General features: G+C 70.8%; 25 protein-coding genes, 3 tRNA genes and 1 other RNA gene. 15 read left to right on the top strand and 14 right to left on the bottom strand.

Annotation, left to right across the window (positions count from 1 at the left end; all coding sequences use genetic code 11):
• Nucleotides 1-11 precede the first annotated feature (11 nt).
• From recO to QNO26_RS07815, 3 genes are read left to right on the top strand one after another with little or no spacing between them, the layout of a single operon-like run.
• The gene (gene recO / locus QNO26_RS07825) at nucleotides 12-779 is read left to right on the top strand and encodes a DNA repair protein RecO (protein WP_257530782.1); all 768 of its coding nucleotides are present in this window, start codon (nucleotides 12-14) and stop codon (nucleotides 777-779) included.
• A complete protein-coding gene (locus tag QNO26_RS07820; protein ID WP_257530784.1) occupies nucleotides 776-1,579 on the top strand; it encodes an isoprenyl transferase in 804 nt (267 codons plus the stop codon). The genes recO and QNO26_RS07820 overlap by 4 nt, the downstream gene beginning before the upstream one ends.
• Before the next feature lie 43 nt (nucleotides 1,580-1,622).
• Complete coding sequence (locus QNO26_RS07815) at nucleotides 1,623-2,300, top strand: DsbA family oxidoreductase (protein ID WP_257530786.1); 678 nt, start codon at nucleotides 1,623-1,625, stop codon at nucleotides 2,298-2,300.
• 76 nt (nucleotides 2,301-2,376) lie between these two features.
• On the opposite strand, the gene QNO26_RS07810 is transcribed toward QNO26_RS07815, so the two are convergent.
• Nucleotides 2,377-2,880, bottom strand: coding sequence for a glutathione peroxidase (locus QNO26_RS07810; protein WP_257530788.1), 504 nt, complete (start codon nucleotides 2,878-2,880; stop codon nucleotides 2,377-2,379).
• Nucleotides 2,881-2,942: 62 nt separating this feature from the next.
• Here QNO26_RS07810 and dusB point away from each other — a divergent pair, with 62 nt between their 5' ends.
• The 6 genes from dusB (at nucleotide 2,943) to QNO26_RS07780 (ending at nucleotide 8,950) form a co-directional block, all read left to right on the top strand.
• Nucleotides 2,943-4,106, top strand: coding sequence for a tRNA dihydrouridine synthase DusB (gene dusB, locus QNO26_RS07805; protein WP_257530790.1), 1,164 nt, complete (start codon nucleotides 2,943-2,945; stop codon nucleotides 4,104-4,106).
• Nucleotides 4,096-5,469, top strand: a complete 1,374-nt coding sequence (locus QNO26_RS07800; protein ID WP_257530792.1) for a deoxyguanosinetriphosphate triphosphohydrolase — start codon at nucleotides 4,096-4,098, stop codon at nucleotides 5,467-5,469. The genes dusB and QNO26_RS07800 overlap by 11 nt, the downstream gene beginning before the upstream one ends.
• Nucleotides 5,469-7,325, top strand: coding sequence for a DNA primase (gene dnaG, locus QNO26_RS07795; protein ID WP_257530794.1), 1,857 nt, complete (start codon nucleotides 5,469-5,471; stop codon nucleotides 7,323-7,325). The genes QNO26_RS07800 and dnaG overlap by 1 nt, the downstream gene beginning before the upstream one ends.
• Nucleotides 7,326-7,358: 33 nt before the next feature.
• On the top strand, nucleotides 7,359-8,138 hold the full coding sequence (locus tag QNO26_RS07790) for an ATP-binding cassette domain-containing protein (RefSeq protein ID WP_257530796.1): 780 nt from the start codon (nucleotides 7,359-7,361) through the stop codon (nucleotides 8,136-8,138).
• Between the two features lie 63 nt (nucleotides 8,139-8,201).
• Nucleotides 8,202-8,277 (top strand) — tRNA-Asn (locus QNO26_RS07785).
• Between the two features lie 196 nt (nucleotides 8,278-8,473).
• Complete coding sequence (locus QNO26_RS07780; RefSeq protein ID WP_257530798.1) at nucleotides 8,474-8,950, top strand: cupin domain-containing protein; 477 nt, start codon at nucleotides 8,474-8,476, stop codon at nucleotides 8,948-8,950.
• Between the two features lie 233 nt (nucleotides 8,951-9,183).
• On the opposite strand, the gene QNO26_RS07775 is transcribed toward QNO26_RS07780, so the two are convergent.
• The 4 genes from QNO26_RS07775 to def form a co-directional block, all read right to left on the bottom strand.
• Nucleotides 9,184-10,149, bottom strand: a complete 966-nt coding sequence (locus tag QNO26_RS07775; RefSeq protein WP_257530800.1) for an LLM class F420-dependent oxidoreductase — start codon at nucleotides 10,147-10,149, stop codon at nucleotides 9,184-9,186.
• Nucleotides 10,150-10,237: 88 nt separating this feature from the next.
• Entirely contained in the window at nucleotides 10,238-10,501 is a 264-nt protein-coding gene (locus QNO26_RS07770) for a helix-turn-helix domain-containing protein (protein WP_257530802.1), read from the bottom strand.
• Nucleotides 10,501-10,986: a DUF2975 domain-containing protein gene (locus QNO26_RS07765; protein ID WP_257530804.1), complete on the bottom strand. Its 486-nt coding sequence runs from the start codon at nucleotides 10,984-10,986 to the stop codon at nucleotides 10,501-10,503. Before QNO26_RS07765 ends, QNO26_RS07770 begins: the two co-directional genes overlap by 1 nt.
• A 70-nt stretch (nucleotides 10,987-11,056) precedes the next feature.
• Nucleotides 11,057-11,623, bottom strand: a complete 567-nt coding sequence (gene def / locus QNO26_RS07760) for a peptide deformylase (protein ID WP_257530806.1) — start codon at nucleotides 11,621-11,623, stop codon at nucleotides 11,057-11,059.
• A 45-nt stretch (nucleotides 11,624-11,668) separates the two neighbouring features.
• Here def and QNO26_RS07755 point away from each other — a divergent pair, with 45 nt between their 5' ends.
• The 3 genes from QNO26_RS07755 to QNO26_RS07745 all read left to right on the top strand — a co-directional run bounded on the left by QNO26_RS07755 (nucleotide 11,669) and on the right by QNO26_RS07745 (nucleotide 13,478).
• A complete protein-coding gene (locus tag QNO26_RS07755) occupies nucleotides 11,669-12,679 on the top strand; it encodes a DMT family transporter (RefSeq protein ID WP_257531718.1) in 1,011 nt (336 codons plus the stop codon).
• A gap of 28 nt (nucleotides 12,680-12,707) precedes the next feature.
• Nucleotides 12,708-12,781: transfer RNA gene (locus tag QNO26_RS07750), tRNA-Ile, on the top strand.
• A 193-nt stretch (nucleotides 12,782-12,974) separates the two neighbouring features.
• On the top strand, nucleotides 12,975-13,478 hold the full coding sequence (locus tag QNO26_RS07745; protein ID WP_257530808.1) for a DUF3145 domain-containing protein: 504 nt from the start codon (nucleotides 12,975-12,977) through the stop codon (nucleotides 13,476-13,478).
• Between the two features lie 156 nt (nucleotides 13,479-13,634).
• On the opposite strand, the gene QNO26_RS07740 is transcribed toward QNO26_RS07745, so the two are convergent.
• From QNO26_RS07740 to QNO26_RS07710, 7 genes are all read right to left on the bottom strand, one after another.
• Nucleotides 13,635-14,873: a beta-ketoacyl-[acyl-carrier-protein] synthase family protein gene (locus tag QNO26_RS07740; RefSeq protein WP_257638389.1), complete on the bottom strand. Its 1,239-nt coding sequence runs from the start codon at nucleotides 14,871-14,873 to the stop codon at nucleotides 13,635-13,637.
• 55 nt (nucleotides 14,874-14,928) lie between these two features.
• A complete protein-coding gene (locus tag QNO26_RS07735) occupies nucleotides 14,929-15,177 on the bottom strand; it encodes an acyl carrier protein (protein WP_257530812.1) in 249 nt (82 codons plus the stop codon).
• A gap of 82 nt (nucleotides 15,178-15,259) precedes the next feature.
• On the bottom strand, nucleotides 15,260-16,261 hold the full coding sequence (locus QNO26_RS07730) for a beta-ketoacyl-ACP synthase III (RefSeq protein WP_257530814.1): 1,002 nt from the start codon (nucleotides 16,259-16,261) through the stop codon (nucleotides 15,260-15,262).
• 2 nt (nucleotides 16,262-16,263) lie between these two features.
• Nucleotides 16,264-17,175 (bottom strand): ACP S-malonyltransferase, encoded by a 912-nt coding sequence (locus QNO26_RS07725; RefSeq protein WP_257530816.1) that lies wholly within the window; start codon nucleotides 17,173-17,175, stop codon nucleotides 16,264-16,266.
• A gap of 85 nt (nucleotides 17,176-17,260) precedes the next feature.
• Complete coding sequence (locus QNO26_RS07720; RefSeq protein WP_257530818.1) at nucleotides 17,261-18,481, bottom strand: PucR family transcriptional regulator; 1,221 nt, start codon at nucleotides 18,479-18,481, stop codon at nucleotides 17,261-17,263.
• A gap of 8 nt (nucleotides 18,482-18,489) precedes the next feature.
• On the bottom strand, nucleotides 18,490-21,219 hold the full coding sequence (aceE, locus tag QNO26_RS07715) for a pyruvate dehydrogenase (acetyl-transferring), homodimeric type (RefSeq protein WP_257638388.1): 2,730 nt from the start codon (nucleotides 21,217-21,219) through the stop codon (nucleotides 18,490-18,492).
• A 156-nt stretch (nucleotides 21,220-21,375) separates the two neighbouring features.
• Nucleotides 21,376-21,447, bottom strand: a tRNA-Val gene (locus tag QNO26_RS07710).
• Between the two features lie 53 nt (nucleotides 21,448-21,500).
• Here QNO26_RS07710 and QNO26_RS07705 point away from each other — a divergent pair.
• Both QNO26_RS07705 and QNO26_RS07700 read left to right on the top strand, forming a co-directional pair.
• Nucleotides 21,501-22,235, top strand: a complete 735-nt coding sequence (locus QNO26_RS07705; protein ID WP_257638387.1) for a zinc ribbon domain-containing protein — start codon at nucleotides 21,501-21,503, stop codon at nucleotides 22,233-22,235.
• Nucleotides 22,236-22,304: 69 nt separating this feature from the next.
• A complete protein-coding gene (locus QNO26_RS07700; protein ID WP_257531719.1) occupies nucleotides 22,305-23,969 on the top strand; it encodes a bifunctional 3'-5' exonuclease/DNA polymerase in 1,665 nt (554 codons plus the stop codon).
• Nucleotide 23,970: 1 nt separating this feature from the next.
• On the opposite strand, the gene QNO26_RS07695 is transcribed toward QNO26_RS07700, so the two are convergent.
• Together QNO26_RS07695 and QNO26_RS07690 are read right to left on the bottom strand one after the other, a co-directional pair.
• On the bottom strand, nucleotides 23,971-25,740 hold the full coding sequence (locus QNO26_RS07695; RefSeq protein ID WP_257530825.1) for a DUF4012 domain-containing protein: 1,770 nt from the start codon (nucleotides 25,738-25,740) through the stop codon (nucleotides 23,971-23,973).
• Nucleotides 25,737-26,447 carry a cell wall protein gene (locus tag QNO26_RS07690; protein WP_257530827.1) on the bottom strand — a complete coding sequence of 237 codons (711 nt, stop codon included), beginning with the start codon at nucleotides 26,445-26,447 and terminating at the stop codon, nucleotides 25,737-25,739. The genes QNO26_RS07695 and QNO26_RS07690 overlap by 4 nt, the downstream gene beginning before the upstream one ends.
• 143 nt (nucleotides 26,448-26,590) lie before the next feature.
• Here QNO26_RS07690 and rnpB point away from each other — a divergent pair.
• Nucleotides 26,591-26,951: RNase P RNA component class A (gene rnpB / locus QNO26_RS07685), an RNA gene on the top strand.
• Nucleotides 26,952-26,973 lie beyond the last annotated feature (22 nt).

The following is a 26,973-nucleotide window of genomic DNA, read 5'->3' as shown; positions in this document are numbered from 1 at the left end:
ATAATGGGAGGGTGCCCACCTATCGCGACGAGGTCGTGGTTCTGCGCACCCACAAGCTGGGTGAAGCCGACCGCATCGTGACGATGCTCAGTCGTCGCCACGGCAAGCTGCGCGCCGTCGCGAAGGGGGTGCGGCGCACCTCGTCGCGCTTCGGGGCGCGCCTGGAGCCGTTCATGGTCGCCGACGTGCAGCTGTACCAGGGCCGCTCCCTCGACATCGTGCAGCAGGCGGAGTCGCTCGGATCGTACGGCGCCGAGATCGCCGCCGACTATGATCGCTACACCGCCGCGAGCGCGATGGTCGAGACCGCCGACCGGCTGAACGAGGCCGAGACGACGCCGCAGCAGTACCTGCTGCTGGTCGGCGGCCTGCGTGCGCTCTCGCGCGCCGAGCACTCGTCGCGCGCCGTGCTCGACTCCTACCTGCTGCGTGTGATGGCCCTCTCGGGCTGGGCGCCGAGCCTGCACGCCTGCGCGCGGTGCGGTGCCGAGGGCCCCCACGAGCGGTTCGTCGCCCAGCTGGGCGGCATGGTCTGCGCCGCCTGCGCCCCGGCGGGGTCGGCCCGCGTGCACCCGGAGACCGGAGCGCAGCTGCGCGCTCTGCTGTCGGGGGAGTGGGACGTGGTGGATGCCGCAGCCCCCGGCAGCGCCAGCGCCGCCTCGGGCCTTGTGGCCGCCTACGCGCAGTGGCACCTCGAGCGCGGCATCCGCTCCCTCTCACACGTCTCGTCCGACCACACTCCGAGACCGTCCACCCCGAGAGCGGGAGCCCACCGGTGACGCCGAAGCCCTATACCCACCGCGACGCGGTGCCGTACCGCCCCCTCGATTGGACGCAGCAGTACCCGCCGGCGTTCCCTCCCGGCGCGGTGCCGAATCATGTCGCGATCGTCATGGACGGCAACGGCCGCTGGGCGAACCGTCGCGGTCTCACCCGCATCGAGGGGCACAAAGCCGGCGAGGAGGTGCTGCTCGACGTCGTCGCCGGCGCCATCCAGGCCGGGGTGAAGCACCTCTCGGTCTACGCGTTCTCCACCGAGAACTGGGCGCGCTCGCCCGAGGAGGTGCGCTTTCTCATGGGCTACAACCGCGACGTGCTGCACCGCCGCCGCGACCAGCTGAACGAGTGGGGCGTGCGGGTGCGCTGGGCCGGGCGCAAGCCGCGGCTCTGGAGCTCGGTGATCAAGGAACTGCAGTACGCCGAGCAGCTCACCGCCGGCAACGACGTGCTCACCCTCACCATGTGCGTGAACTACGGCGGCCGCGTGGAGATCGTGGATGCCGTGCGCGCGATCGCCGACGACGTCGCTGCGAAGCGCATCAAACCGTCGGCGGTCAGTGAGAAGCTGATCCGCTCGCACCTGTACGTGCCCGAGATGCCCGACGTCGACCTGTTCCTGCGCTCGAGCGGCGAGCAGCGCACGTCCAACTTCCTGCTCTGGCAGGCCGCGTATGCGGAAATGGTGTTCCTCGACACGCTGTGGCCGGATTTCTCACGAGCCGACCTCTGGCGCGCGATCGGCATCTACCTCGACCGCGACCGACGGTTCGGCGGAGCCGTCGACACACCGAACGTATGAACGCACGGGAATAGGCCTCATCCGTGTCGCGTTGGCCACCGGTATGACGGATGCCATCAAGATCGACGTGTGGAGTGACATCGCCTGCCCCTGGTGCTACATCGGCAAGCGCAACCTCGAGAACGGGCTGGCGGCGGCATCCGCCGACGACGACGCGCCCGTCGTCGAGGTGACCTACCACTCGTACGAGCTCTCGCCCGACACCCCCGTGGACTTCGACGGTGACGAGATCGAGTTCCTCGCGGGGCACAAGGGAATGCCGCGCGACCAGGTCGAGGAGATGCTCCAGCGGGTGACCGGCGTCGCCGCCGAAGCCGGTCTGGAGTACCGCTTCGATCTGCTCAAGCACACCAACACGGTGAAGGCGCACGAGCTGCTGCACTTCGCCAAGGCCCACGGCCGCCAGCACGAGATGGCCGAGCGCCTGATGTCCGCGTACTTCACCGAAGGCCGCCACGTGGGTCGCATCGACGACCTCGTGCAGCTGGCCGCCGACGCCGGTCTCGACGTGGAGGCCGCCCGCGCCGCGCTCGAGAGCTCGCAGTATCTCGCCGACGTGCGCGCCGACCAGCAGCAGGCGCAGGCGTACGGCATCACGGGCGTGCCGTTCTTCGTCATCGACGGCAAGTACGGCGTGAGCGGCGCGCAGCCGGCAGAGGCATTCGCGCAGATCGCCCGCCAGGTGTGGGCCGAGCGCGGCGACGCCGTCCCCGCCGCCTGACGCATCCGCACAGACGAAGGGCCTCGCCGCATCATCGCGGTGAGGCCCTTCGCACGCCGGGCGGACGCGGTCGGGGTCAGCCGGCCAGCGCGCCCTCGATGGCGGCGATGACCTCAGGGGCGTCGGGCTTGGTCTGGGGGCGGAAGCGGTGCACGGTGCCGTTCGGGGCCACCAGGAACTTCTCGAAGTTCCACATCACCGGACCGCGGGCGCCCTCGACGTTGCGCGCCTTCTTCAGCGCCTTGTAGAGCGGAGCGGCGTGGCGGCCGTTGACATGGATCTTCTCCTGCACGGGGAAGGTGACACCCCATGTGGTGGAGCAGTACTCGAGGATCTCCTCCATCGAGCCGGGCTCCTGCCCCATGAACTGGTTGCTGGGGAAACCGACGACCGTCAGGCCGCGGTCGCCATAGGTGCGCTGCAGCTCCTCCAGCTGTTCGTACTGCGGCGCGAGACCGCATTTCGACGCGACGTTGACGACGAGGAAGGGGCCATCGCCGAGATCTGAGAGGGTCTTCTCCTCACCGTCGGCGGTGCGGAAGGGGATCTCGCGGATGTCCGCGCTCTGTTCGTCGGTCATGTTGTCCACGATAGGTCCGCCCGACACCTGCGGGTCGGTGATCGTCTGGGAGAATGGACAGGATGTCCTCCACCGTCGCCTCCGCCCCCGCGCTGCGCATCGGGCCCATCGAGCTCGACGCGCCGGTCGTGCTCGCCCCGATGGCAGGAATCACCAACACCGCGTTCCGTCGGCTGTGCCGTGAATACGGCGCCGGGCTCTACGTCAGCGAGATGATCACCACGCGGGCCCTCGTCGAGCGCAACCCGGTGACCATGCGCCTCATCCAGCACCACGAGTCCGAGACGCCGCGCTCCATCCAGCTGTACGGCGTGGACCCCGCGACCACCGAGGCTGCCGTGCGGATGCTGGTCGAGGAGGACCGCGCCGACCACATCGACCTCAACTTCGGCTGCCCTGTGCCCAAGGTCACCCGCAAGGGCGGCGGAGCGGCGCTGCCCTGGAAGCTCGGGCTGTTCCGCGACATCGTCACGCGTGCGGCACGCGCCGCCGGCGACATCCCGCTGACCGTGAAGATGCGCAAGGGCATCGATCGCGATCACCTGACGTTCCTCGATGCGGGCCGCATCGCCGAGGATGCCGGGGTGGCCGCGGTCGCCCTGCACGCGCGCACGGCCGCGGAGTTCTACTCCGGCCACGCCGATTGGGACGCGATCGCGCAGCTCAAGCAGGCCGTCACGAGTGTGCCGGTGCTCGGCAACGGAGACATCTGGTCTGCCGACGATGCCGTGCGCATGATGGCCGAGACCGGCTGCGACGGCGTCGTGGTCGGCCGCGGCTGCCTCGGGCGTCCGTGGCTGTTCGGTGACCTCGCCCGTGCCTTCGCCCCGCACGCCGCCCCGGCGCCGGCGGTCGACGCGACGCTCGGCTTCGTGGCCGACGCGTTCCGGCGGCACGCGCAGCTTCTCGTGGAGTTCTACGAAAGTGAAGACCGCGGCTGCCGCGACATCCGCAAGCACGCCGCGTGGTACTTCAAGGGCTACCCGGTCGGCGGCGACACGCGCGCGCGACTGGCGACGGTGGGGAGCCTGGCGGAGATCGACGAGGTCCTCGCCACGCTCGACCGCACCGCGGCCTATCCCGGTTCCGCTGCGGAGGGCCAGCGCGGCCGCGCCGGCACCCCCAAGCGACCGGCCCTTCCCGACGGCTGGCTGGCGTCGCGTGACCTCGCGGCGGAGGCCGGCGCGATGCTGGCAGAAGCGGAGATCGACAACAGTGGCGGGTGAACTGGCCAGCGGCGTCGGCGTCTCGACCGGGCGCCCCGACGGATACGACGACGACGACGCGGCGCGGTTCCACCCTGAGCGCCATCGTTCGCAGCGTGACAGCTTCGCGCGCGACCGTGCTCGCGTGCTGCACTCGGCGGCGCTGCGACGTCTGGCATCCAAGACGCAGGTGCTGAGCCCGGCCAGCCCCTACGACTTCGCCCGCAACCGCCTCACGCACTCGCTCGAGGTCGCGCAGGTCGGCCGGGAGCTGGCGATCGCGCTGCAGCTCTCTCCGGACGTCGTCGACACCGCGTGCCTCAGCCACGACATCGGTCACCCGCCGTTCGGGCACAACGGCGAGCGGGCGCTCAACGACTGGGCGGCCGACATCGGCGGGTTCGAGGGCAACGCGCAGACGCTGCGCATCCTGTCCCGACTCGAGCCGAAGGTGGTCGACGACGACGGGACGAGCTTCGGGCTGAACCTCACCCGGGCGAGCCTCGACGCCACGTGCAAGTACCCGTGGACTGCGGAGCACCCCGTGCCCGATCCCGGCGGACGGTTGAAGTTCGGCGTCTATCCCGAGGACGAGGCGGTCTTCCGCTGGATGCGCCAGGACGCGCCCGGCCGCGTGCGGTGCATCGAGGCGGAGGTCATGGACCTCTCCGACGACATCGCCTACTCGGTGCACGACTTCGAGGACGCGATCGTCAACGGCTACCTCGACCCCCGTCGGCTGTCGGATCCCCGCGAGCACGAGGCGATCCTCAGCGCCATCCAGACCTGGGTGGGCTATGACTTCGCACGCGACGAGCTCGACGACGCCCTGTTCCGGCTGATGAGGATGCCGGAGTGGATCACGACCTTCGACGGCTCGCGCGCCGCGCTGGCTCGGCTGAAGAACCTCACGTCCGACCTCATCGGACGGTTCGCCCGCGCCGCCACCTCCGCGACCCGCGAGCATTTCGACACGCCGGTGCTCACCCGCTACCGCGGCCGTGTCATTGTGCCGCGGGTGATCGAGGCCGAGATGGCGGTGCTCAAGGGGATCATCGGCGCCTTCGTCGTCTCCATCGAGGGACGCAAGGGGCTCTACAAGGAGCAGCGCCGCCTGCTCAAGCGCCTCGCGACCGCGCTGTGGGAGCGTCCGGACCACCTCGACCTGCTGCACGCGGGGGACTTCGAGCGGGCAGACACCGATGCCGCGCGCCGCCGCGTGGTCGTCGACCAGGTCGCCACCCTCACCGACCGCTTCGCGATCGCCTGGTACTCGCGGCTGGTGGAGCCGGTCGACCTGGCGAGCCTCGGAGTGTGGGCGCCGGGGAGCCGCGTGGTCGCCTCCGACGCGTATGCACTGCCCGAGCCGCTCGAGGGGCTCTGATGGCACGGATCCGCCAGGCCGACGTCGATGAGGTGAAGGCCCGTACCAACATCGCCGACGTGATCGGCGAGCGGGTCGCCCTCAAGCCTGCCGGCGTCGGATCACTCAAGGGCCTGTGCCCCTTCCACGACGAGCGCAGCCCCAGCTTCAACGTGCGCGCGCAGGCCGGCTTCTACCACTGCTTCGGCTGCGGCGAGTCGGGCGACGTCTATACGTTCCTGCGCCAAATGGACCACGTCTCGTTCAGCGAAGCGGTCGAGCGCCTCGCCGGCCGGCTCGGCTACCCGCTGCACTACGAAGACGGCGCGGCAGCGCCCGAGACCTCGGGCCGGTCGCGCCTCTACGCCGCCAACAGCGCCGCGGCCGAGTGGTTCCGCTCGCAGCTGTCCATCCCCGAGGCCGAGGCCGCCCGCAGCTTTCTGGGCGGCCGCGGCTTCGACGCGGCCGCGGCAGCCCATTTCGGTGTCGGCTACGCGCCCAAGGGGTGGTCGCACCTGCGTGACGCTCTCAAGGCGAAGGGGTTCAGCGACGAGGAGCAGGTCGCGGCGGGACTGCTGTCGCAGGGGCAGCGCGGCGTCTACGACCGGTTCCGCGGTCGACTGGTGTGGCCCATCCGCGACGTCACCGGGCAGGTGATCGGGTTCGGCGCCCGCAAGCTCTACGACGACGATCAAGGGCCGAAATACCTCAACACCCCCGAGACGGTCATCTACAAGAAGTCGCAGGTGCTCTACGGCCTCGACCTCGCCAAGCGCGACATCTCACGCCAGCACCGCGTGGTCGTGGTCGAGGGCTACACCGACGTCATGGCGTGCCATCTCGCCGGGGTGACCACCGCGATCGCGACCTGCGGCACCGCGTTCGGCTCCGACCACATCACGGTGCTGCGCCGGGTGATGGGCGACAGCGACGTGTCGGGCGAGGTCGTGTTCACGTTCGACCCGGATGCCGCCGGGCAGAAGGCGGCGCTGCGCGCCTTCTCGGAGGAGAAGCGCTTCTCCGCCCAGACCTACGTCGCGGTCGCCCCCGGCGGTCTGGACCCGTGCGACCTGCGGGTGCAACGCGGCGACGGGGCGGTGCGTGCGCTGCTCGAGGCCAAGGCGCCGATGTTCGAGTTCGTCATCGAGCAGCGTCTGGCGGGTTACGACCTGGCCACCGTCGAAGGACGTGTCGGCGCGCTGCGCGCGGCCGCGCCGATCGTCGCCGACATCCGCGACCCCGCCCTGCGCCCGGGCTACACACGCGTGCTGGCGCGCAAGCTGGGCCTGGACCTCTCCGAGGTGGCCCCCGCGGTGGAGCGTGCTGCGCGCAGCGGCGCGCAGCGGCATCCGGAGACGCCGGCGGCACCTGTTGCCGCTCCGTCCGCCGACGGCGAGGCGCCGATGCCGCGCGTGACCCTCGCCGGGCTTCCTCGCACCGCCGACGTCGCCCTCGAGCGCGACGCGATCATGGGGGTGTTGCAGTACGGGCATGCGGTGGATGCCGCGGTGCTCGACCCCGCGTTGGCGCTGCCGTTCCACCATCCCGCGCTGGAGGCCGTGCGCCGCGCCGTTGCCGAGCATCCGGACCGCACCCGTATCGGGTGGGCGGCTGCCGCGGTGGAGTCGGTGCGGGAGCCGTACCGCACTCTCGCGGCCGAGCTGCTCACAGCGGATTTCCCCGCGCGCACGGAGGCGGACGCGCTGGCGTCCACCGCCGACCTCGCCCGCAGACTGCGACTGCGCGCGGTGGAGCGGGAGAAGACCCAGCTGCTGGGGCACATCCAGCGGGTGGCTCCCGACTCCGACGGCGGCCGGGCGGTGCGACTGCGGTTGCGGGAGCTCGATGCCGAGCGTGCGCGCCTCGTCGCCGAGTAGCCCCGCCGTCGCGGAACAGGGCAGGATGAACACATGACATCGGCCGCCGACGACGACATCTCCATCCGGTGCGACGACCTGTCGATCGCCCATGGCGGCTCCGGGCAGCGCGTGGTCGACGGCGTCACCTTCACGCTGCCGCGGGCGGGCACCCTCGCGGTCATGGGTCCCACGGGAGCCGGCAAGTCGAGTCTCGCCGCGGTGCTCGCCGGCCGCGGCGACAGCACGCTGACGATCGTCGGCGGCAGTGCCGTCGTCGAGGGGGTGCGGGCGGGGAAGCGGGGGCGCAGCCGCCGCGTGCACACCTACGTCACCGGCTATCTTCCGCAGCGCGCAGGCGCCGATCTCCCCGCCCGACTGACCGTCGCCGACGTCGTGGGGGAGCCGGTGATCAGCCGTGACCGGCGGGTGAACGCCCGCGCCCTCGCGGTGCGCGTCGCGGCGCTCCTGGACGAGCTGCACCTGCCCCTCGGTGCTGCCGACAAGTACCCGTACGAGCTGAGTGCCGGCATGCGTCAGCGTGTGGCGCTGGCCCGCGCCCTCATGCTGCGCCCGCGTCTGCTCGTGGCCGACGAGCCGTACGCGAACCTGGACGTCGAGGTGCGGGTCGCGGCGCGCGACGCGGTGCTGCGCCGCCGGCACGAGTACGGCATGGCAACGGTGATCGTGACCAACGAGGCCGCAGCCGCCGATGAACTCGACGCGGATGTGCTCGTTCTGCGCGGCGGTCACACGGTGGCATCCGGCCACGGCACCCGGGGTCTGCTGTGGACGCCGGGCGACGACGACACGCGCAATCTCGTCGCGTCGTGAGGTCACGAGCACCCTTTCGGGTTTGCTAGGATTGACGAGTTGCCCGCCGCAAGGCGGACATGATCCTCGGTAGCTCAATTGGCAGAGCAATCGGCTGTTAACCGATAGGTTCTTGGTTCGAGTCCAAGCCGGGGAGCCATCAGGCTCCGAAACTCCCTTGATTCATCAAGGGAGTTTCTTCTTGCGACGGGCGTGACGTGGCGAACATCCACCCGGCCACGCTGTCGTGCCGCTCGGTGACGCGCGCGCTCCCTTCCGGTGGACGGCGTGTCCTGCGATGATCGGCACTCCCGCGCCATTCGGCGCGGTGCATGCGGAGAGCAGGAGACACGACAATGTCTGTCAGCGACAACGGCCCGAAGCCGAACGCCTTCGACATCGAATCGGCGACCCGACAGAACGAGAACTACCGCACGGTGGCGTGGACCGGGAAGCACCTGCAGGTGACCCTGATGTCCATCCCCGTCGGTGAGTCGATCGGGCTCGAGGCCCACCCTGACACCGATCAGTTCCTCCGTCTCGATGCCGGCAGTGGCAGAGTCGTGATGGGGCCCGCGAAGGACCAGCTCGATTTCGAGCACGACGTGGCGGACGGGTGGTCCATCCAGGTGCCTGCCGGAACGTGGCACGACGTGATCAACACCGGCGATGAGCCGTTGCGCCTCTACACGGTGTACGCGCCGTCGCACCACGCGGCCGGCATCGTGCAGGCGACCCACGCGGATGCCGAGCGCGACGAGGCGGCGGGGACCGACGAGCCGCCGTCGTGGACGGTGCAGCCCCCGTCGAGTGCCGAGGACGAGCACGCCTAGCCTGCTGCGCGACCGGTGCCGCAAAAGGTGAAGGCCAGGGGTGGAAGCCCTGGCCTTCGGTTGAGGGCCGCGCAGATGACGCGGGATCCTCACCTCCTAGCTTAGGCCACCGGTCGCGCGGGTTCGACCACCGCTCTGCCGATGAGACGGCATCTGACGGCCGAGACAGCGGTAAACGACCACCGTCTCAGCGCCCAGATGCTGTTTCACGGGCTCGGCGCGACGGAGCCGCGTCAGAGGGTGCGGAGCTTCTCCAGCAGCGGCTGGGCGACCTCGGTGACGAAGCGGTCCTGCTGCTCATCGCCCACCTGCACGATCGCTACGTCGGTGAACCCGGCGTCGAGATACGGGCGCACGCTCTCGGCGAGCTCGTCCAGGTCGGGGCCGGCAGCGATGGACTCCGCCACGTCCTCGGGACGAACGAACTGGGATGCCGCGGCGAACCCGGCCGGCGTCGGCAGATCCGCGTTCACCGCCCAGCCGCCGGCGAACCAGCGGAACTGCTCATGCGCCCGCGCGACGGCCGCGTCGCGGTCAGGATCCCAGCTGATCGGAATCTGACCGATCTTGCGCGACGACGCCGGATGCGCGGCATCCCACCCTTCGATCAGCTCCGGCTCCGGGTCCACCGCGATGAGATGGTCGGCCAGTCCGGCGAACCGCTCGATCGAGGACTCGCCCGACACCGCGACGCCGATCGGCACCCCGCCATCCGGGCAGTCCCAGATGCGCGCCGAGTCGACGCGGAAGTACTGCCCGTCGTAGGTGACCAGATCCCCGGTGTGCAGCGCCCGGATGATCTCGATGGCCTCGACGAGCATGTCCTGGCGCATCTGCACCGCCGGCCAGCCTTCGCCGACGACGTGCTCGTTGAGGTTCTCGCCCGACCCGAGCCCCAGCGTGAACCGCCCCTCGGACAGCAGCTGAAGGGTTGCCGCCTTCTGCGCCACGACGGCGGGGTGGTACCGCATGGTCGGGCACGTGACGTATGTCATCAGCTCCACGTCATGCGTGGCGTAGGCGACGGCCCCGAGCACGCTCCAGGCGTAGGGGGAGTGCCCCTGCTCCGTCAGCCACGGCGAGTAGTGGTCGCTGGACACGACGAAGTCGAAGCCGGCCGCCTCGGCCTTGACCGCGTAGTCGACCAGCTGCCGCGGCCCGCTCTGCTCCGTCATCAGGGTGTATCCGAAGCGCGTCATGGCGCCCTCCTCGCGTAGGTGTGCCAGCACGCTACCGAGCGACGCCGCCCGACGAACGGGGGTTGCGACGCGACGTCTGATGGTGCAGTCAGCGCTGCTCGGCGGCGGCTCGCGCGGGCTGCTCCGGACGGGAGGTCAGGGGCGGTGTATCGGGCTCCCATCGCAGCAGGTCACCCGGCTGGCAGTCGAGCACCTCGCACAGTGCCTCGAGCGTCGTGAAGCGCACGGCCTTAGCGCGCCCGTTCTTCAGAACGGCGAGGTTCGCCGGAGTGATGCCGACCCGCTCTGCGAGCACCGCCACCGGCATCTTGCGCCGCGCGAGCATGACGTCGATGTCCACCACGATGGGCATCAGATCACCTCGCTGAGCTCGGAGCGCAGCCGACGCGCCTCGGTCTCACGCTCCACGGCCTGGATCAGCAGCATCCGCAGCACGAAGACCACCAGGGCCATACCCGCCGCCACCAGGGCGGCTCCGCAGATGAGACCGACGACGCCGGGCGCCACGCTTCCCGGTGCCAGCAGCACCGCGAGGGAGAAGATCAGGAGCGCGCCCACGAGAATGGCCACGATCATGGCGTCGACGTAGCGGAAGGCGCGCCGGGAGAACACCGACCCCCGCCGCACCATCGTCAGCAGCCGCCAGATGCACACGGCGCAGATCTGCAGCGTCGCGATGCCGAGCACGACGATCACCACCGCCGCGATCCGCGCGGCCTCGGGCGCCCCGGCGAGATCGCGCCAGAGCAGCGGCACCATGACGACCTGCACGAACAGCGATCCGGCAAGCGCGAGCATCAGCACCACTCGAAGTGCTCCGATCACGAACGCACCCATGATCCACCTCCGCGTAACGATGGAAATCTATCGAGTAACGATAGCTCCGCGCCGTCCGGAAGGGTAGGGGTCAGGCGTCGAGGTTGTCGACGCCCGGCATCCAGCTGACGCCGGGGCGACCCCACCCGCGCTTGCGGGCGATCTTCTGCACGGTCTTCCAGTCGCCGTCGTCGAGGCGGTCGACATAGAGGATGCCGTCGAGGTGGTCGAACTCGTGCTGCATGATCCGGGCGCGCCAGCCGTCCACCTGGATGCGCACAGGCTCACCCTCGAGATCGGTTCCGGTGACGAGCACCTCATCGGAGCGACGGAGCGGGAACCGCTCGCCGGGGACGGACAGACACCCTTCCGACTCGGCGTCCGGGTCGGGGGAGCCGGGCTCGAGGGGGCGCATCCAGAGCTCAGGGTTGATGATGACGCCGCGCCAGGGGCGGCCCTCGTCGTCCTCGTAGTTGTAGGTGTAGATGCGCAGCGCCACGCCGACCTGTGGGGCGGCGAGTCCGACGCCGGGCGCGGCATCCATCGTCTCGAACATGTCGGCGACGAGGCGCCGGACGTCATCGGTGATCTCCTCGACGGGAGAGGCGGGGGAGTGCAGGACGGGATCGCCCATGATGCGAATCGGTAGAACAGCCACGCCTTGAGCCTACCGAGCCGACCATGGCGCTATCGTCGAGGGGTGATGTGGGAGGTGGGTATCGGGGACGTCGGCGATCAGCTCGTCGGCGCGTTCCAGAACCCGGGTCTGTTGTTGGGAATCCCGCTGGCGTTGGCCGGCGCGGTCTTCATGTCGTTCGGTGCCCAGTACCAGCACCGCGGCGTGGCGAAGGTCGAGCGGCTGAGCGGCACCGACGGGTCGACGGGCCTGACGGGCGGGCAGCTGCGTCAGCTGCTCGCGAGGCCGTCGTGGGTGGTCGGCACGCTGATGCTCGGGCTGGCGATCGTCTGCCAGCTCGGCGCTCTCGCGTTCGCCCCGCTCATCGTCGTGCAGCCCCTCGGCGCGGTGGCGCTGGTCATCACGACCCTGCTCAACGCGCACTACACCGGTCACGCACCGACGAGGCGCTCGCTGCTCGCGATCATCGCGTGCGTCGGCGGCATCTTCTGGTTCGTCATCGTGGCGGCGCTGTTCGCGGTGGAGCAGACCGTGACCAACCGCCAGCTGATCACCGTGCTCGTGATCCTCGCGGTCGTCGCGGCCGCGCTCGTCGCGTCGTGGCTGCTGGTGCGCCGCCGCCACGGCATCCGGGCCCTCTTCTACATCCTCGCCGCCGGCATCGTCTACGGCTTCGTGGCGACACTCGCGAAGATCGTCATCAAGCGCATCCAGTCCGGCGACTTCGAGTGGCTCACGGTGCTGTGCATCGCCGCCCTGCTCGCCGGCACCGCTCTGGGCGCCTACTTCGTGCAGACCGCCTACTCGTCGGGCCCGCCCGACCTGGTCATCGCCGGCCTCACCGTGGTCGACCCGATGGTCGCCGTGCTGATCGGCCTGCTGGTGCTGGGTGAAGGCGCCGCGGTGCCGGTCTGGGGCTTCGTCATGTTCGCCATGGCCGGTGCCATCGCGATCTGGGGTGTCATGACGCTGGCTCGCTACCATCCCCAGGTGATCTCCGAGAGCCAGGAGCTGCCGTTCCTGCGCGGCAGCTCGAAGGATGCCGACAGCGGCGCCGACGAGGATCCGCGGGCCTGACCGAGCGCCCGATATGCTCGTTGGGCGAGGGGCGGTGGCCAAGCTGGTCAAGGCAGCGGGCTCATAACCCGACGATCGTGGGTTCAAGTCCCACCCGCCCTACAAGAATCCTGCGGTGCCCTCAGGCATTGCACACCGGAGCGCTGAACATCGAGCCGGCCGGCGCGCCGAAGCGGTCAGGAGTTACACACTTGTGATTTCGCTCGCCCGTCCGCGATAATGGCGACACAAGCGAATAGCCCGCCGTGCTCCACATCAGGTCGTAGGGGAAGACGTACCTGACGAAGGAGAGATCATGGCGACACCACAAGCGCGCGGAGTGATCTATGTTCACTCGGCGCCGCGTGCGTTGTGCCCGCACCTGGAGTGGGCGGTCGGTCGGGTTCTCGGCCGCGCCGTGAGCTTCGAGTGGGCGGAGCAGCCCGTGCTCTCGGGCACGCGCCGCGCCGAGTTCTACTGGGAAGCCCCCGCCGGCACCGGAGCGGCGCTGGCGACGGCGATCCGCGGCTGGGAGCATCTTCGGTTCGAGGTCAGCGAGGATCCCACACCCCGCAGCGACGGCGGCCGGTGGTTGCACACGCCCGGCCTCGGCATCCACTTCGCCCAGACCGATACCGCCGGCAACATCGTGATCGGCGAGGACCGCGTGCGCTACGCGATGGAGGTCGCCGGCGGCGATCCGGTCGAACTGCAGCGAGAGCTGCTGGTGGCGCTCGGGTCGGCGTGGGATGAGGAGCTGGAGCCGTTCCGGCATGCGAGCGACGACGCGCCCGTCGTCTGGCTGCACAAGGTGGGCTGACCGGCCCGCCTGACGAACTCAGACGGTACGAGGCGCCGGTACCGCATCTCGGTGAGATTCCCCGGGGAGCGGGACATCGTCCGCACCGCCTGACACACAAGACGCCCCCGGATGCCGCACTGTCGCGGATCCGGGGGCGTCGTATGTGATGCGCGGTCAGACCGAACGGAACGCCGCGACCGCGTTGTGTCCGCCGAAGCCGAACGAGTTGCTGATCGCCAGCTGGTCGCCGTCGCCGAGGGGCGTCGGCTGGCCGGAGAGCCGGAACGGCACGGCCGGGTCCTGCTCGGTGAGGTTGATCGTCGGCGGTGCCACGCGGTCGCGCAGCGCGAGCACCGTGAAGATCGCCTCGAGGGCTCCGGTGCCGCCCAGCAGGTGGCCGGTCGACGCCTTGGTGGCCGAGACGGGGATCTCGCCCACGCGGTCGCCGAACACCTTTCGCAGCGCCTGGTACTCGTTGGGGTCGCCCACCGGCGTCGAGGTGGCATGCGCGTTGATGTGCGTGACCTCATCGGGGGAAGCATCCGCCTGGGCGAGTGCCATCGTCACGGCGCGCGCCGCGCCGACGCCCTCCGGGTCGTTGGCGGTGATGTGGTACGAGTCGGCCGTCACTCCGCCGCCGGCCACGACGGCGTAGATCTTCGCGCCGCGCGCCTTGGCATGCTCCTCGGTCTCGAGGATCAGCACGCCCGCGCCCTCGCCCATGACGAAGCCGTCGCGGTCGATGCTCGCCGGGCGCGACGCCGTCGCGGGGTCGTCGTTGCGACGCGACAGCGCCTGCATCGACGCGAACGACGCGATCGTGATCGGGTGGATCGCCGACTCAGTGCCGCCGGCGATCACCACATCGGCGTACCCGGCACGGATGTGCTCGACGGCGTTCACGATCGACTCGGTGCTCGAGGCGCAGGCGCTGGCGACGGTGCGCGCGTAGGCGCGGGCGCCGAAGTGCAGGGACAGGTTGCCCGCCGCGGCGTTGGGCATGAGCATGGGAACGGTCATCGGGAGGACCCGACGCGGCCCCTTCTCGCGCAGCGTGTCCCATGCGTCGAGCAGCGTCCACACCCCGCCGATGCCGGTCGCGAAATCAACGCCGAGGCGCTCGGGGTCGACCTCGGGCTCGCCGGCATCCGCCCAGGCCTCCATCGCCGCGACCATGGCGAACTGCGATGCCGGGTCGAGTCGCTTGGCGACGGGACGAGCGAGCACGGTGTCGGGCCGCACGGCGGCCTGCGCGGCGAACGTCACCGGCAACTGGTACTTCTCGACCCAGTCGTACTCGAGCGTGCGCGCGCCGGAGGCGCCGGCCAGCAGGGCCGACCAGCTTTCTGGCGCGGTGCCGCCGATCGGCGACGAGGCGCCGATTCCGGTGACGACGATGCGGGGAGCGCTCATGCGGGTGGTTCCTCCACGCCGGCGGGGTGGGGGACGAGCCCCCACCGTTGCCGACTCAGGCCTGGTTGGACGTGATGTAGGTGACGGCGTCGCCGACGGTCTTGAGGTTCTTGACCTCTTCGTCTGGGATGGTGACGCCGAACTTCTCCTCGGCGTTGACGACGATCGTCATCATCGAGATGGAGTCGATGTCGAGGTCGTCGGTGAACGACTTCTCCATGGCGACCTCGTCGGCGGAGATGCCGGTCTCGTCGGTGATCAGTTCGGCAAGTCCGGCAAGGACCTCGTCGTTCGTGTAAGCCATGGGATGCTCCTGTTCTGGGGGTTTCTTCGAGGTGCTGCGGCCCGGCGGGCCGCTGTTCAGTTTAGGGTGGCGGTCGTCGCGCTCAGGGCAGCACGACCACCTGCGCGCCGAACACCAGGCCGGCGCCGAAGCCGATCTGCAGCGCGAGTCCGCCCGACAGCTCGGGATGCTCCTCGAGCAGCCGGTGGGTGGCGAGGGGGATGGATGCCGCGGAGGTGTTGCCCGTCGTCTCGATGTCGCGACCGATCACGACCGACTCCGGCAGCTTCAGCTGCTTGGCGAACTCGTCGATGATCCGCATGTTCGCCTGGTGCGGCACGAACGCGGCGAGATCGTCAGCGGTGACGCCGGCCTCTTCCAGGGCCTGGCGTGCCACCTTCACCATCTCCCAGACGGCCCAGCGGAACACCGTGGGCCCCTCCTGGCGGAGCGTCGGCCACGGCGCTTTGCCGTCGCGGAAGTCCACGAGCGTGTGGTTCATCCCGACCGCATCGGCCTTGGAGCCGTCGGACCCCCAGACGGTGGGGCCGATGCCGGGGGTCTCGCTCGGCCCGATGACCACGGCGCCCGCGCCGTCGCCGAGCAGGAACGAGATCGAGCGGTCGGTGGGGTCGACGATGTCGCTGAGCTTCTCGGCGCCGACGACGACGGCGTAGTGGGCGGCTCCCGCGCGGATGAGGGCGTCGGCCTGCGCGACGGCGTAGGCGAACCCGGCGCAGGCGGCGTTGACGTCGTATGCCGCGGCGGGGTTGGCGCCGATGCGGTCGGCGACGATGGCCGACACCGAGGGGGTCTGCTTCGGGTTGGAGACGGTCGCCACGATCACGGCGTCGATCGCAGCCGGGTCGACGCCGGAACGCGCCACGGCCTCGGCGGCGGCGTCGGCAGCCAGGTCGACGGCGGTCGTCCCGGCCACGGCGCGCGTGCGGGTGACGATGCCGGTCCGCTGGCGGATCCACTCGTCGCTCGAGTCGATGGGGCCGATGAGGTCGTCGTTGGGCACCGCGATCTCGCCGCGGGCCGCGCCGTAGGCGTAGATGCGGGTGTGGGCGGGCCCGGAGGCCTGGCGGAGGGTCACGCTCATGTTCATGCTCCCAGCATGGCCGCCGCGGCGGCCAGGTCGTCGGGGGTCTTCACGGCCACCGTCGGCACGCCGCGCAGCGCCCGCTTGGCCAGTCCCGTCAGCGTACCGGCGGGGGAGAGTTCGATGATGCCGGTCACGCCGTGCTCGGCGAAGGATGCCATGCAGAGGTCCCACCGGACAGGCGAGGCGACCTGGGCCACCAGCAGATCGAGCGCTTCGCGGCCGCCGCTGACCGTGGAGCCGTCGTGGTTGGTCCACAGTGTCACCGCCGGGTCGGCGGGCTGCACGTCGGCCGCAGCGGTGCGCAGCGTCTCGACGGCGGGAAGCATGTATCGGGTGTGGAACGCGCCGGCCACCTGCAGCGGGATGACCCGGGTGCCGGCCACGGGGGTGGCGGCGAGTTCAGCCAGCGCGGCCGAAGCGCCCGCGGCGACGATCTGGCCGCCGCCGTTGTAGTTCGCGGGCGCGAGGTCGAGTTCCGACAGACGCGCCACGACGGCATCCTGGTCGCCGCCGATGACCGCGCTCATGCCGGACTGCTCTGCCGCAGCGGCATCGGCCATCGCCCGCCCGCGGATGCCGACCAGCCGCATACCCTCGTGCTCGGTGAGCACGCCGGCCGCCACCAGGGCAGAGATCTCGCCGACCGAGTGCCCGGCGACGCCGGCAGGGCGCGCCGGCGCGTGCGCGACGAGCGCGTCCCAGGACAGCAGGCTCGCAGCGACGATGAGCGGCTGGGCCACGGCGGTGTCGCGGATGCGATCGGCATCCCATTCGGTGCCGGCGGCGAGCAGGTCGACGCCCGCCGCGTCGGACGCGGCCTGCAGGCGCTCGCGCGCGCCGTCGACGTCCAGCCAGGGGGAGAGGAACCCGGGGGTCTGCGAGCCCTGACCGGGGAAGACGGCGATGATCACTTGACCATCCTGCCAACAACTCCCCGGGGGGTTCTGGCGAACGCCTCACAAGAATGAAAGAAACCCTTGTGCGCGGCGTACAACATCACGCGTGCTGGCGGCGGTGCGGTGCGGGCCGACGGCGGGCCGCGTCCGTGCCGATCGAACCCAGGATGAGCGCGGTCTGCAGGATGAGCGCCTCGCGGGGGCCGGTGGCATCCCAGCCGATGACATCGGAGACGCGCTTGAGCCGGTATCGCACGGTGTTCGGATGCACGAACAGCTCGCGTGCGGTCGCTTCGAGCGACCTGCCGTTGTCGAGATAGCTCCACAGCGTCGCCACCAGGTCGGTGCTGTGAGCCTGCAGCGGGCGGTAGATGCGCTCGACGAGCGTCTGCTTGGCTACCGAGTCGCCGGCGAGGGCGCGCTCGGGAAGCAGATCGTCGGCTTCGACAGGCCGCGGAGCGTTGCGCCACGCGCGCGCCACGGCGAACCCGGCGAGGGCAGCGCGGGCGCTCTGGCTCGCTTCGACCAGCGCGGGCACGGCCGGGCCGAGCACGAGATAGCCAGGGCCGAAGCACGGCTCCAGGCGCTGCGCGATCTCGGGGAAGGGCATCTCCGGCTCGGAGGACTCCTCCTTGCCGGGCGGCTGCGAGCGACCGAGCACCAGCACGAGGCGGGAGCCCTGCACGCCGATCAGCACGTCGACGTCGAGCTTGCGCGCCATGCGCCGCACCTGGTCGACGTCGAACTGCGGGGGCGTGGTGCCCACGAGCACCGCGACCTCGCCGTGGCCGTGCCACCCGAGGGCGGCGATGCGACTCGGCAGTTCCTCGTCGGTCTCACCGGTGAGGATCGAGTCCACCACCAGTGCCTCGAGCCGCGCATCCCACAGGCCGCGCGCCTCGGCGGCACGGGCGTAGACGTCGGCCGCGGCGAAGGCGACCTCGCGCGAGTAGAGCAGGATCGCCTCGCGCAGATCCTCGTCGCGACCGGCCACACGCTCCTCGGTCACGGCGACCGTCACGCGGATCAGCTGCAACGTCTGGGTCAGGCTGACACTGCGCAGCAGTTCACGCGGCGCCGCGGCGAAGATGTCCGCCGCGATCCAGGGTGTGGACGTCGGGTCGTCGTACCACTGGATGAACGACGTGATGCCGGCCTGCGCCACCAGCCCCACCGCCGACCGTCGCGCCGGCGGCATCTCCGCGTACCAGGGGAGCGTGTCCTCCAGTCGCTTGATGGTCGCCGTCGCGAGGTCGCCCGAGATGCGCCGCAGCCAAGCGAGCGTCTCGGCCTTCTCCGATGCGGTGGGGGCGGCGGACATGCGCTCGATCAGCTTTCCCCGCCCGCGTTGCCGCTCGTGCCCGCGGTGACGTCGTACAGGCGGTACTTCTCGATCGCCTGAGCGGACAGACCGCGGTCCACGACGCCCTCATCGGCCAGCGCCTGCAGCGTGCGCACCACGATCGACGGCCCGTCGATCTTGAAGAAGCGACGCGCTGCGGGGCGGGTGTCCGAGAACCCGAAGCCGTCGGCGCCGAGCGTCGCGAAACGCTGCGGCACCCAGGGGCGGATCTGGTCCTGCACGGCGTGCATGAAGTCGCTGACCGCGACGACCGGACCCTGCGCGTCGCGCAGCTTCTCGGTGATGTACGCGGTGCGCGGCTCCTCGGTCGGGTGCAGGAAGTTGTGCTCGTCGGCGGCCAGGCCGTCGCGGCGCAGCTCGGTCCACGAGGTCACCGACCACACATCGGCGATCACACCCCAGTCGTCCTTCAGCAGGCGCTGCGCCTCCTGAGCCCACGGCACACCGACACCCGAGGCGAGCAGCTGTGCGCGCGGCCCGTCGCCCTCGCCGACCGAGATGCGGTGGATGCCGCGGACGATGCCGTCCACGTCCACGCCCTCGGGCTCGGCCGGCTGCACCAGCGGCTCGTTGTACACCGTGAGGTAGTACATGACGTTGGGGTCGGGGTGCGACCCGCCGTACATGCGCTCGAGACCGGAGCGCACGATGTGCGCGATCTCGTAGCCGAACGCGGGGTCGTACGAGACGGTGGCGGGGTTGGTGGCCGCCAGCATGTGCGAGTGTCCGTCCGCGTGCTGCAGGCCCTCACCGGTGAGCGTGGTGCGGCCGGCGGTCGCGCCGATGATGAATCCGCGCGCCATCTGGTCGCCGGCGGCCCACTGGGCGTCGCCCGTGCGCTGGAAGCCGAACATCGAGTAGAAGACGTACACCGGGATCAGCGGCTCGCCGTGCGTGGCGTACGACGTGCCCACGTTGGTGAACGCCGCCACCGCGCCGGCCTCGTTGATGCCGACGTGCAGGATCTGGCCCTGCGGGCTCTCCTTGTAGGCCAGCAGCAGCTCGCGGTCGACGGAGGTGTAGTTCTGCCCGTGCGGGTTGTAGATCTTCGCCGTCGGGAAGTACGCGTCGATGCCGAACGTGCGCGCCTCGTCCGGGATGATCGGGACGATGCGGTGGCCGAAGTCCTTCGCGCGCAGCAGGTCCTTGAGCAGGCGGACGAACGCCATCGTCGTGGCGATCTCCTGCGTGCCCGACCCCTTCTTCGGCAGCGCGTAGGCGCTCTCGTCGGGGAGGCTGATCGGCACGTGGGTGCTGCGGCGCTCGGGCAGGAAGCCGCCCAGGTTGCGGCGGCGCTCCACCATGTAGCGGATCGTGTCGTCCTCCATGCCGGGGTGGTAGTACGGCGGCAGGTAGGGGTTCTCCTCGAGTTGCGCGTCCGAGATCGGGATGCGCATGGAGTCGCGGAAGTGCTTGAGGTCTTCGAGGGTCATCTTCTTCATCTGGTGGGTCGCATTGCGTCCCTCGAAGTGGTGACCCAGACCGTAGCCCTTGATGGTCTTCGCCAGGATGACCGTCGGCTGGCCCTTGTGCGCCAGCGCCGTCTTGTAGGCGGCGTAGACCTTCTGGTAGTCCAGCCCGCCGCGACGGAGCTTGCCCCAGATGTCGTCGTCGGACCAGTCCTCGACCATCTTGGCCGTGCGCTCGTCGCGACCGAAGAAGTGGTCGCGGATGAACTTGCCGTCCTCGGCGCGGTAGGTCTGGAAGTCACCGTCGGGCGTGGTGTTCATCAGACGCACCAGGGCGCCCTCGTCGTCCTGCGACAGCAGCTCATCCCAGCCGCGGCCCCAGACGACCTTGATGACGTTCCAGCCGGCGCCGCGGAAGAAGCTCTCGAGCTCCTGGATGATCTTGCCGTTGCCGCGGACCGGGCCGTCCAGGCGCTGCAGGTTGCAGTTGACGACGAAGGTGAGGTTGTCGAGGCCCTCGTTGGCTGCGACCTGCAGCTGTCCGCGGCTCTCGACCTCGTCCATCTCGCCGTCGCCGAGGAACGCCCACACGTGGGAGTCGGAGGCGTCCTTGATCCCTCGGTTCGTCAGGTACTTGTTCGTCATCGCCTGGTAGATCGCGTTGATCGGCCCGAGGCCCATCGACACGGTCGGGAACTGCCAGTAGTCCGGCATGAGGCGAGGGTGCGGGTAGGACGGGATGCCGTTGGGCGCCTTGGACGCCTCCTGGCGGAACCCGTCGAGCTGGTCGGCGCTGAGGCGTCCCTCGAGGAACGAGCGTGCGTAGATGCCGGGGGAGGCGTGGCCCTGGATGAAGACCTGGTCGCCGCCGGACGGGTCGTCGAGCCCGCGGAAGAAGTGGTTGAACCCGACTTCGTACAGCGATGCGGACGAGGCGTAGGTGGAGATGTGTCCGCCGACACCGATCCCCGGGCGCTGGGCGCGGTGCACCGTGATGGCGGCGTTCCAGCGGATCCAGCGGCGGTAGCGGCGTTCGAGCTCCTCGTCGCCGGGGAACTCGGGCTCGTTCTCAGGCGCGATGGTGTTGATGTAGTCCGTGGTCGGCACCTGCGGCACGTTCAGCTGCAGCTCGTGCGACTTCTGCAGCAGGCTGAGCATGATCTCGCGGCCGCGGCCGGAACCCTTGGCATCGACGAGCTGAGAGAGCGACTCCTGCCACTCGGAGGTCTCCTCCGGGTCGCTGTCGAGGGCCTCCTGCGAGTACGGATCCTGATCGTTGACAGTCACGGAAGACCTTTCTCTATGGCAGATCGTGCCAGGTACACGCGGCGCAGGGAGCGGGGGCTTTGTTCGCACCACACAACGCGCCATCGTTCAGCCTACCCACTCAGGCGGCGCGCGGCGCGGGGTGGGCCGGGGGAAATGCGGGTGCGACGCGCGTCGTGGCCGGTACCAGGATCGAACTGGTGACCTTCTCCGTGTAAAGGAGCTGCGCTACCGCTGCGCCAACCGGCCACCCGCCATCCTAAGCCTCGGTGGCGGGCGCGCACGGGAGGTAGGTTGGAGACGTGAACGCCAGCCCCGCCGACCAGCGCCGACTCCTCGACATCGCCGACCTCGACGCACGCATCGGTCAGGCCGAGCGCACCCGCGCCCAGCCCCCGCAGGCCGCCCGCGTCAAGGAGCTGCTCGCGCAGCGACAGACCTACAACCAGCAGCTCGCTCAGCTGCTCGGAGCGCGCGACGACGCCCGCACCGAGCTGGCGCGCATCGAGGCGGACGTCGCGGTCGTGCAGGCCCGCAGCGACCGCGACGCGCAGCGCCTCACGACCAGCGCGAACGCCAAGGAGGCGCAGGGCCTCGAGCACGAGATCGCGTCGCTCGGCAAGCGCCGCAGTGCGCTGGAGGATGCCGAGCTCGAGGTGATGGAGAAGCTCGAGCGTGCCGACGCCGAGGTCGCCGCCCAGGAAGCCCTCATCGCCGAGACCAACGCCGAGGGGTCCCGGCTCTCCGACGAGGCGAAGGCCGTGGTCGCCGAGGCGACCGCACGTCTCGATGAAGCCGCCCGCGATCGCGCCGCCATCGTGGGGGAGCTGCCCGCCGAACTCGTCGCGATGTACGACCGCATCGCCGCCCGTTCCGCGGTCGGCGCCGCCCTGCTGCGGCGCGGCACCTGCGAGGGATGCCGGATGGTGCTTTCCGGCACCGACCGCCAGGCCATCCGCGACACCCCTGCCGACACCGTCGTGACCTGCCCCGAATGCGGCTGCATCCTGGAGCGCACGGAGGAGTCCGGCCTGTGACCGGCACGGCGGGTGTCCGCAGCTGACCCCGCGCCGGCGTGGATCGTCGTCGGCCGCACCGCCGACGGAATGGCCGCCGCGTTCGTCGATGATGCCGGCACGGAAGTGCGCCGGGAGCCGATCGGCGACCTGCCGGCGTGGGTGGCTGCCAGGGAGGAGGCGCACGCACCGCGATGGGTGTGGGGCGACACCCCCACCTGGTACGACGGTCTGCTCGCCGGCGGCATCCGGGTCGCCCGCTGTCGCGACCTGAGGCTCTGTCACGCCATCCTGCGGGACAGCGTGCTCGTGGCGGACCCATCCGATCTGCGCGCCGCCGAAGGATGGGACGCCGCTGCCGCGATCCCGAGCGATGCGGCGCCGACGCTGTTCGAGCTCGATGCGGCATCCGCGCCGGGCCTGCCGGAGGGGCTCGACGACGCGATCGCGGAGCTGCAGCGCCAGCATGCCGCCGTCGCTTCCGCGCGCGATCCGGGACGGCTGCGGCTGCTGCTGGCGGCGGAGTCCGCCGGGGCCCTGGTGGCGGCCGAGCTGCGGGCGGCGGGACTCCCGTGGGACGTTGACGCGCACGACGAGCTGCTGACCGCCGTGCTCGGCCCCCGTCCCGCCGGCGGGGGAGTGCCGCGAGCGCTGCAGGCTGCCGCCGATCGGGTGCGCGCCGCGCTGGGCGACCCCCAGCTGAGCCTGGACTCGCAGCCGAAGCTGTTGCGTGCGCTGCACCGCGCAGGCATCGACGCGTCGTCGACGAGCAAGTGGGAGCTCACCCGCTACGAGCATCCGGCGATCGAGCCGCTGCTGGAGTACAAGAGGCTCGCACGCCTCCTCAGTGCCAACGGCTGGGCATGGCTCGACGCCTGGGTGCACGATGGCCGGTTCCGCCCGGTCTACGTGCCGGGCGGCGTGGTGACGGGTCGGTGGGCGTCGTCGGGCGGTGGCGCGCTGCAGCTGCCGCGCCAGCTGCGAGCGGCGGTGCGTGCCGACCCGGGCTGGGTGCTCGTGGTCGCCGACGTGGCCCAGCTGGAGCCGAGGGTGCTGGCGGCCATGGCGGGCGACACAGTCCTGGCGGATGCCGCGCGCGGGCGCGACCTGTACGCCGGCGTGGTGCAACGCGGCGCCGTGCAGACGCGGGCCGAGGCGAAGGTCGCGATGCTCGGTGCCATGTACGGGGCCACGACGGGCGACAGTGGGCGGCTCGTTCCGGCATTGCGGCGCACCTTCCCGCGGGCGATGGCGCTCGTCGACGACGCCGCTCGCACCGGCGAGGACGGCGGCGTCGTCGCCACCCGGCTGGGCCGCACCTCGCCGCCGCCCCCGGCGCAGTGGCACGCCGTGCAGGCCGCGGCGGGCGGACCGGAGGCGACCGCGGCCGACGAGTCGCGCGCGCGCCGCTGGGCGGGGGACCGCGGCAGGTTCACCCGCAATTTCGTGGTGCAGGGGACGGCGGCGGAGTGGGCGCTGTGCTGGCTCGCCGACCTGCGCAACCGACTCGCGGCCCTCCCGCCGGTGCCTGCGAGCGACGCGGCTCCGCGCTCAGGCCCCGCCTTCGCACGCCGGTCCCATCTGGCGCTGTTCCTCCATGACGAGGTGATCGTGCACGCGCCGGCGGCGCAGGCGGATGCCGCAGCCCACGCGGTCGCCGAGGCCGCGGCATCCGCCGGGCGCCTGCTTTTCGGAGAGTTCCCGATCGACTTCCCGCTCGACGTGCGGATCTCGGAGTCTGCGCTGAAGGACTGACTCAGCCGCACGTCGGCGCGGTCGAGGTGATCACGGGCGCGTGCACCATCGGTGTGTGGAGGATGCGCGGTGCGGACACCGCCCCGGGCGGGCCCACGAAACGGAACTCGAGGGACCCCGACGCACCCGGTGCGAGCCGCAGCTGCGCTGCTGCCGTGGGGAAGCCCGCTTCGACGGCTTCGACGGACGGCTCTGCGGCGCCGTCCCGCCGGACACCGGCCGGCGACCAGCCTTCGGGTGCGGCGACCGAGACGATGGTGCCGATCTCTCCCGGTGGCACGCCCCAGTGCCCGCCGCCGGTGACACTCGGCGGCAACACGGCGGCCTCGGCGGGTGCACGGCTGTCGAGTGTGAGAGTGACCGTCAGCTCGGGGCGACCGTCGGTGCGGCAGAGGCCGTCGACGTCGATCTCGGTGCCGAGGAAGACATCCATCTTTCCGCCGGTCGTGTCGTTGAAGTACACCGCGAACGCGAGCGCTTCGGCGGCGCGGTGCCGTGCCGCGGAACCGCCGAGGGCGGTTCCGTCGAGCGTCGCCTGCGCGACGGGGTCGGCACTCCACAGCGACACCCGCCCGGTGGCCACCGGGTCCGCCAGTGCGCGCATCCACGCGAGCGGTTCCATCCCACGTTCGGTCAGTGCCGTGAACAGGGAGTCGGTGACGCTCTGCAGGAACACGGTCTGCTCGCGGGCGTCGAGGGTCGTGTACGGCTCCACCAGCACGCGGTCGACGAGGTTCTCGGCGGTCAGTTCGGTGCCGTCGGCGAGTGTGACGGGACCGGTCTGCGCGAGCAGCGCGCGCACCACCAGCGGGTCCAGCGACAGCACGGCATCCGGCGTCGTTCCCGTGCGCCCGTGCCACCAGGCGGACGCCAGCGCCCCGGTCACGGCGAAGTCGGCGGTCATCGACGTGTTCTGCACGAAGCGCGCGAGGCCGTCGCCGTACAGCGCGGTGGTGTCGGCGGGCACCGGCATGATCGGTTCGGTGAGAAGTGGGAACTCGCTCGAGTCGGCCTGGTCACGCAGCGAGAGCACCCCCTGATCGGCGTCGAGCAGGGCGAAGGACCCGGTGATGCCGCCGCCGGCGCGAAGCTCCGCGTTGTTCTGGATCATCACCAGCAGGGTGTGGGGACCCTCCGCCCCGAGCACGCCGGGCAGAACGCCGATCACCGCCGCTGCGCTCTGCAGTGCCGGCTCCACCTCGTCCAGGAGCACCCGCAGCGCACGCACTCCGGAGGCGATGGGCGGCAGCAGACCGGCGGGAGCCAGGGCATGGACGCTCGTGCGGGCGTCGGAGGCGGCCTCTGCTGCGGTCCTGAGCGGCGTCTGCATCTCGGCGAGCGCCGCGACGTCGACGACCGCGTCATCGTCGGGGGCGTCAGCGAGATCCGCGGCTGCGTCCGTGAGCTCGACGCCGGCCGCAGCGAGAGCGCGACCGTGTCCAGCGAGCACGGCGACGGCGCTGAGGTCGTCGCCGAACCAGGGCAGGGCCTCGGCGACGGCCCAGGCCGGATCGCTCGTCGCCTGAGCGGCGCGGTCGGCGGAGGCGGACAGTGACCGCACGGCGTCCGTCGCGGCGCCGAGGTCGCCCTCGGCGATCGCGGGAGGGAGTTCCCGAGCCACCGCTGCGGCATCGGACAGCCCGAGCCCCGCCTGTGCGATGCGGACGACGACCCAGGCGAGCGCCGCGACCACCAGGCAGAGCATCACGACACTGGCCAGCACCGCCCCGCGCACCGGATCGGTCCGGTGCGCTGAAGGCGGGCGGGTCACGAGCGCGTCGAGCGGCGGCGGAGCAGCAGCAGGCCTGCACCGCCGGCGACGAGCGCACCGGCCCCCAGCCCCAGCGGCAGGGCTGCGGCGGCGGAGCCGCCCGTGATGGCCAGGCCACCCGAAACGGCCGCGACCGCGCCGGAGGGCGCCGTGAGGCACGCCGGCGTCGCCTGCGGGTAGGAGATCGGCACGGAGACGCTCGGGTTGACGTGGAGCACCGCAGTGACCTCGCCACGCGTCCACGCGAAGTTGCCGTCCGTGCGCACCCACTCGCCGTCGGCCAGCTCGTAGCCGGGCCATCCGACGCCCGCCCCACTGGGGCCGACCGCGGCACCGGGCCAGAGCACCCGTCCCTCCAGGCGGCCGTCGACCAGGTCGCCCAGCGGAATCGGCGCCGTCGACTGCACGCCGTTCGTCAGCACGAGTGTCGCGGCCGTCTCGTCGATCTGTTCGTCGGGATCGGTCAAGACGAGCGAGTAGTCGATCCACGGCGCACCGCTCAGGCACTCGCCGACGGCGAACGACCCCGCCAGACTCGGCTGGATCAGCAGATCCGGCGTGTACGGGTCAGGGCTCACGGGCAGATCGCTGCCGCCTGCCCCGTCTCCCGGTGGAGGGGTCGATGCCGCTGACGCGGCGGTCGGAACCCCGATGAGCACGAGCGCGGCCAGCGCGATCGCCGAAACGGACGTACGAAAGTACATCATGCCTCCCCAAAGGCTGATGACGAGCACCCCCAAGCGCTCGTTCCCCAATGCGGCGAGACTACCCCACGCTCGAGGGGTCGGCAATGCGTCCCTGCGGCGCGTCGGCGTGCACCGCCGCACCGACGGTAGGGTTGAGGGGCGAATGGGTCGGCCGGACGGTCGCGTCGCGGGAAACCGCGCCGAGGAACGTCCGGGCTCCACAGGGCAGGACGGTGGGTAACACCCACCCGGAGCGATCCGCGAGACAGTGCCACAGAGAGCAGACCGCCGGGACTCAGGTCCCGGTAAGGGTGAAAGGGTGGTGTAAGAGACCACCGGGGTCGTGGTGACACGACCCGCAAGGTAAACCTCGTCCGGAGCAAGGCCAGACAGGGGATGACGACGCGGCCCGCCGAGTCCCCGGGTAGGCCGCTGGAGCGGCACGGCAACGTGTCGCCGAGAGAGATGACCGTCGACGGGGCTTCGGCCCCCGAACAGAACCCGGCGTACAGGCCGGCCCATTCGCGCTCTCGCCGTGCTGCCGCCC

It is taken from the genome of Microbacterium sp. zg-Y1090, from assembly GCF_030246945.1.
Classification (GTDB): Bacteria; Actinomycetota; Actinomycetes; order Actinomycetales; family Microbacteriaceae; genus Microbacterium; species Microbacterium wangruii.
Note: the sequence above shows the minus strand (reverse complement) of the source record. Positions and strands in the feature narration are given on the sequence as shown.